At 44.4% G+C, this 6,277-nt stretch carries 2 protein-coding genes; both read left to right on the top strand.

Going from position 1 to position 6,277, the window contains the following annotated elements:
* Positions 1–1,997: YadA-like family protein (locus tag MXE28_RS11065; RefSeq protein WP_247240171.1), on the top strand; the 1,997-nt coding region annotated here is incomplete at its 5' end.
* 577 nt (positions 1,998–2,574) lie between these two features.
* Entirely contained in the window at positions 2,575–6,141 is a 3,567-nt protein-coding gene (locus tag MXE28_RS11060; protein WP_226974682.1) for a YadA-like family protein, read from the top strand.
* Positions 6,142–6,277: the final 136 nt, after the last annotated feature.

The raw sequence follows: 6,277 nt of genomic DNA, 5'->3' as shown, positions 1-6,277 counted from the left end.
CGTCCAGTGCCGTTTCTAGCGCCACAGAAGCATCAACAAGTGCAAGCAGTTCCAAGTCTAGCGCCACTGAAGCCTCTACAAGCGCATCTAGTGCAGCAAGTAGTGCAACAGCTGCTGATAGTAGTGCATCCTCCGCATCAACAAGTGCGTCCAGTGCTGAATCCAGTGCAACCGTAGCATCTGCCGGCGCCTCTAGCGCCGCCTCTAGTGCTACTTCTGCCTCAACAAGTGCAAGCAGTGCTGCATCTAGTGCTACTGAAGCCTCTACGAGTGCGTCGAGTGCTGCTTCTAGTGCTAACTCCGCATCTACAAGTGCGTCCAGCGCAGAATCCAGTGCCACCGAAGCATCCACAAGTGCAAGCAGTTCTAAATCTAGCGCCACTGAAGCCTTAACAAGCGCCTCTAGTGCCGCATCTAGTGCTACTGAAGCATCTACAAGTGCCTCTAGCGCCGCTTCTAGTGCTAGCTCCGCATCAACAAGTGCGTCCAGTGCTGAATCCAGTGCGACCGAAGCATCCACAAGTGCAAGCAGTTCTAAATCTAGCGCCACTGAAGCCTCTACAAGCGCCTCTAGTGCCGCATCTAGTGCTACAGAAGCTTCAACAAGTGCATCTAGCGCCGCCTCTAGTGCTAGCTCCGCATCAACAAGTGCGTCCAGTGCTGAATCCACTGCAACAGTAGCCTCCACAGGCGCTTCTAGTGCAGCAGCGAGTGCTACTGAAGCTTCTACGAGCGCGTCCAGTGCTGCGTCTAGTGCTACTTCTGCATCAACAAGCGCATCTAGTGCCGCATCTAGTGCAACGTCCGCTGATAGTAGTGCAAGCAGTGCAGCGTCGAGTGCAACAGTAGCCGATAGTAGTGCAAGCAGTGCAGCGTCGAGCGCAACCGCAGCCGATAGCAGTGCAAGCATTGCGGCATCGAGCGCAAATGCAGCTGATAGTAGTGCCTCCAGTGCGGCATTGAGTGCAACGGCTGCTGACAGTAGTGCCAGCAGTGCCGCATCGAGTGCAACCGCCGCTGATAGCAGTGCAAGTACTGCTACGTCTAGTGCCGCTGCGGCTGATAGTAGTGCAGCGAGTGCAGAGTCGAGTGCGACCGCCGCTGATAGCAGCGCACAAATAGCTGTTGATGCAGCCTCCACGGCAACAAGTGCGGCTTCTACCGCCAATAGTATTTTAGATACATTAAATCAGGGTGGTATTGCCGGCGGTACAATTGATGGTGAAGGTGCATTAGCAACCGGTAAAAATTCACAAGCAATTGGTGATTATGCTTCAGCTTATGGAACCAATGCTGCAGCTACTGCTGATAATGCAACGGCTATAGGTGCTAACTCTCAAGCAACTGCTGAAAATTCGGTAGCTTTAGGTGCCAATTCTGTGGCTTCTGAAGCAAATACAGTATCTATTGGTTCGGTTGGTAATGAACGTCGTTTAACCAATGTGGCAGATGGTGTTAATGATACAGATGCTGTAAACGTACGTCAATTGAATGAGGTATCTAATAAGGTTGGCGAAGTACAAAGTGAAGTCAAAAATGTTGGGGCATTAAGTGCCGCATTGAGTGGTTTAAAACCAATTCAATATGATCCGGCAGAACCAACTCAGATTATGGCAGCTCTTGGTACTTATCGCGGCCATAATGCAATGGCGTTAGGTGTTGCTCATTATGTAAATGATTCGACTATGTTTAATGCAGGTCTTGCTTATGGCAGTGATGATTCTAAAGTGATGGCAAATGCCGGCGTGACATGGAAGTTTGGTACGTCCTCACAAAAAGAAGCTGCAGCAAATCAGCAATTGGCTGGTAAGGAAGCGCAACAGCGGATTAATCAATTGACAGCGGCTAATCAGGCACAGGCTACGCAGATTCAGAATCAGCAAGCTGAATTAACTGCTCAGAACGACCGCATTGCTAAATTGGAAGCTTTGGTACAGCAGTTAGTACAAAAAAAAACTCCCTATACTATATTAATAGTTTTAACTAAGAGAACTTAAGAGAGATATAATTCAAGTGAAATTAAAAAATATCTCTCTGAGTCCTCTGTAGAAGGACAACTAAATAGTACTAAAAAACTCGTTTAAAAGCCATGACTAGTGGTTTGCAAATACGCATGAAAATTGTGTGTTTCTGACCTTAGTCATGGCTTTTTTATATTCTTAAACAATTCGTGTAAAAATAATGCTAAAATGATATAAATTTATTTACTAAATGGCAAAAATATATTGAGAGTAAGATGAAAATCATAGTGGCAAAAAACACAGATTTTATATAGATAGATTTAAATATTGAGATATATAACTAAATGATAATGGACTGAAAAAGTGATTAAAAAAACAATAAGTGGCATTAAAATGGAAAAAATAGAGAATAAAATTCCTATTGTGAAGATAGGATTAATGTGATATTCTGAATTGGCAATGAAACGAAAAATATCGATTTAAAAAGTTTGAGCTTTATGATGGAATTGTAATTAAAGTTTAGATAGTCCTTCATAAGTTTTTTTGATTGTTTGAGTTTATTTATTGAAAAATAGAACGAAATTATTATTCGAGTGAGTAAGGAGAAAAAATAATGAAAAAAAGATTAAGTGTGGGTAAACGTTTAGCGGTAATGGGAACAGTACTTGCTGTAACAGGTACTTTCTGGGGTGGACAATCTGTGTTGGCCGTGGACAATGCAGATGGCACAGGTAATGGTGTTGCCATTGGCACAGGCTCCACAGCTACACAGTCTAATGCCGTAGCAATTGGTCAGAATGCAAATGTTACAGGCGGATCCGCAACGGCAGTTGGTGCAGGATCTCAAGCAACAGGTGGCTTTGCAACTGCTTTTGGTAATTCCGCCTCGGCAACTGGCGCTCAAGGAACGGCCGTAGGTTACCAAAGCGTTGGTGCCGGGGCTGCCACAGCAGTTGGTTATCAAGCAAAGGCTAATCAGACGGGGAGTATTGCGTTAGGTAGTGGTGCTACAACTAGTGGTGCATCAAACTACATGATGGCTATAGCTGCCGGTTATCAAGCATCTGCTTCTAATGCGAAAGCGATTGCTCTTGGTGGTCAAGCAGTGGCCTCAGGTAATGAAGGTGTAGCTATTGGCGGGAGTTCCAGTGTAACCGGCAATCTTGCTGTGGCAGTTGGTGGTGGTGCTAAAGCAAGTGGTTTAAAGGCAATATCTTTAGGTAACTTAGCTAATGCTAGTGCCGAGAGTGCTACGGCGATTGGTTACCAGGCAACGGCTCAGAAAAAAGATAGTATTGCAATAGGTAATGCCTCTGTTGCTGGTGGTACGGGTAATTTAACAACTATGGCTATCGCTGTAGGCTATGCTGCAAAAGCTACTAATAATGAAGCAATTGCGATTGGTCAAAGTTCTACTGTTAGCGGTAATGAAGGTGTAGCTGTTGGTGGTGGTTCTAGTGTGACTGGTAACCTTTCAGCGGCACTTGGCGCTAATTCCGCTGTTAGTGTGATAAACGGTACAGCTGTTGGTCATGGTGCTAATGTTTCTTTGGCGAATTCCGTTGCATTAGGCTCTAATTCGGTAGCAGAATCCAGAACAAGCTTCAATACAGCCGCTTATTTATCCGGTGAAAAATTTTCTGCATCTCAAGGTGTTGTATCCGTTGGTAAAGCCGATGCTACACGCCGTATTGTTAACGTAGCCGGTGGTTATGATGATACTGATGCGGTTAACGTGGCACAGTTAAAAGCTGCTATAAATGGTAGTGCAGGTAACAAAGTAGATAGAGGTACTGGAGAAGGTTTATCTGTAGGTTCCAATGCAATAACCGGTAGTTCGAATGCTGTGGCGATTAGTGCTCCAGGTAATGGCACTGCTTCACAAGGTAGCATGCTGGCAGCTCAAGCTACAGCCGGTGCTACGACCGCAGTTGGTAGCCAGTCAAGAGCGTCTCAAGCGTTTGCGACAGCTTTAGGTTATAGTGCTAAAGCAGATGGAAATTCTTCGCTCTCGCTTGGCTATGCTGCTAATAGCTCAGGTACAAGAGCGGTTGCATTAGGTTCTATGTCTAATGCTGCTGGTGATGACTCTTTTGCTATGGGGAACAAGGCTTTTGCAAATAGAAAGTTGAGCATGGCTATGGGTCAGAATGCATTAGCCAACGGCACGCAATCTACGGTAATTGGTGTAAGTGGTGAGACTGCAGTAGGTGCACATAACGCTATCGCAATGGGTTATAAATCCTATGTAGGTGCCATTAATGCTGATCATCCTTCTGTTGTTACTTCTACAACTGTTACGACGGAGCCGGTGGATAATAAAACATCTGTAAGTCCTATTGATGGTACTGTAAATTATGAACTCAGTGAAGATTACTATCCGGTTACGACTAATGATAGAACTTCTACTGACCCTGAAAAAATTTATGAAAACTCCATTGCACTTGGCATGGGTGCTAAATCTTATGGTTTCCAAACATTGGCTATCGGTGGTGTTGCCGAAGCACATGATTCTAATACAATCGCAGTAGGTCTTGCTGCTATTGCACAAGGTCACTATTCTGTAGCTATGGGTCAGCAGGCTCGTACATCTTCCAATAATGCCTTGGCGATTGGCCATTATGCAGAATCCCATGGTGAAGAATCGACGGCTATTGGTTACTTCTCTCGTGTTGCCGGTGCTAATAACATTGCCTTAGGTAATAACACTCGTTTACAAGGTGTTAACAACTCTGTTGCTCTTGGTTCAAGTGCACGTGCTCAACTCAATAACTCGGTAGCTATCGGTCATAACTCTGCAGTCCTTCCTGATTCGTCTTTGACAGAAGCAGCTTACTTGACTGGTGAAGACTATGACTTAAGTCATGGTGCCGTATCCGTAGGTAACATTCAATACACGGTAACTGCCGGCAATACAAGTACTACGTACCTTGCCAATACTCGTCGTATTATGAACGTAGCCGGCGGTTACTTAGATACTGATGCGGTTAACGTGGCACAGTTGAAAGCTGCTCTTAAAGATATTAATATTGAAGCTGCTGATGGTATCACTGTAAATCGTGACGGTAATAAATTCACTATCGGTTTAAATGTGGCCGGTGTAGAAAATCCTTCTAACACGGTAACTATTACACCGAGCCCAAGTACTGGTGAAAACCCAACTAACCCAACAGATCCAACGGATCCTACAACTCTAACCGAGCCAACAACTCCAAGCTATCCTAACGCCGGTAATCCGGTACAGATCGGCGTAGATATTAACCCAATCGCTGTAGGTGGTGATAGTGGTAATGCTAATGTTACTCCGGGTGCTGCATTCAATGTAGTTGGTGGTGACAATATTACTACAACTGCGAGCGAAGTGACTGTCAACGGAACTACAGTCCCTAAATTAGAAGTAGCTCTTAACAAAGAATTAACCGGTTTAAACAGCGTATCTACTAACGGTTTAACTATTAAAGGTGCTGACGGTAAAGATACTGTTGTTATCAAAGGTGACAACATTAGCATGGGCAACAATATCATTCATGATGTGAAAGCCGGTGTGAAAGATAACGATGCTGTTAACGTAAGTCAGCTTCGTCAAGAAATTCAAGGTGAAACTCGTGTATCTGCTGAGGGTGCTTTCATCAAGAAAGACAACACAGCAGCTCAGAACTTAACTGCTTTGGATAACCAAGTACAGGCTAACAGCGAAAGCATTAGTTCCATCAATGACAGCATCACTAACCTCAACGGTGGTGTTTCCAACTTGAGCAACCAAGTAAGCAAATTAGACAACCGTCTTGATCGTGTAGGTGCCGGTGCAGCCGCTTTAGCAGCCTTGCATCCACAGGACTTCGATCCAAGTGCAAAATGGGACTTCGCAGCCGGTTACGGTAACTACAAAGGTGCTAATGCTGTAGCGTTAGGTGCGTTCTATCGTCCGTCTAACGATGTAATGTTCTCCGTTGGTACCAGCATGGGTGGCGGTGAAAACATGTTCAACGCCGGCGTAAGCATTAAATTCGGTAGCAGCAATGAGTACTCTAATTACTCCAAATCTGCGTTAGCCGAAGTTGTGTCCAACCAGGCTTCTACAATTGAAAACTTGAATAGCCGTGTAGCAAAACAGGAACAAGAAAACCAAGAATTGCGTGCACAGATTCAAGAAATCTTGAACCAGTTGGCTAGCAAATAATAATTGAATAGAAATCACTTACTGTAGGTTTTGTCGTAAAACTTAAGTTTTAACTAAAAGACTTATAGTGAGTATAAAAAGAAAGGGGCTGTAACGAAATTGAGTTTTTTAACTCACATTTCAGTTACAGCTCCCT

The sequence above is a fragment of the Veillonella sp. KGMB01456 genome, from assembly GCF_023051165.1.
Taxonomy (GTDB): domain Bacteria; phylum Bacillota; class Negativicutes; order Veillonellales; family Veillonellaceae; genus Veillonella_A.
The sequence above is the reverse complement of the archived record's forward strand: the minus strand, read 5'-3'. Positions and strand labels throughout refer to the sequence as shown.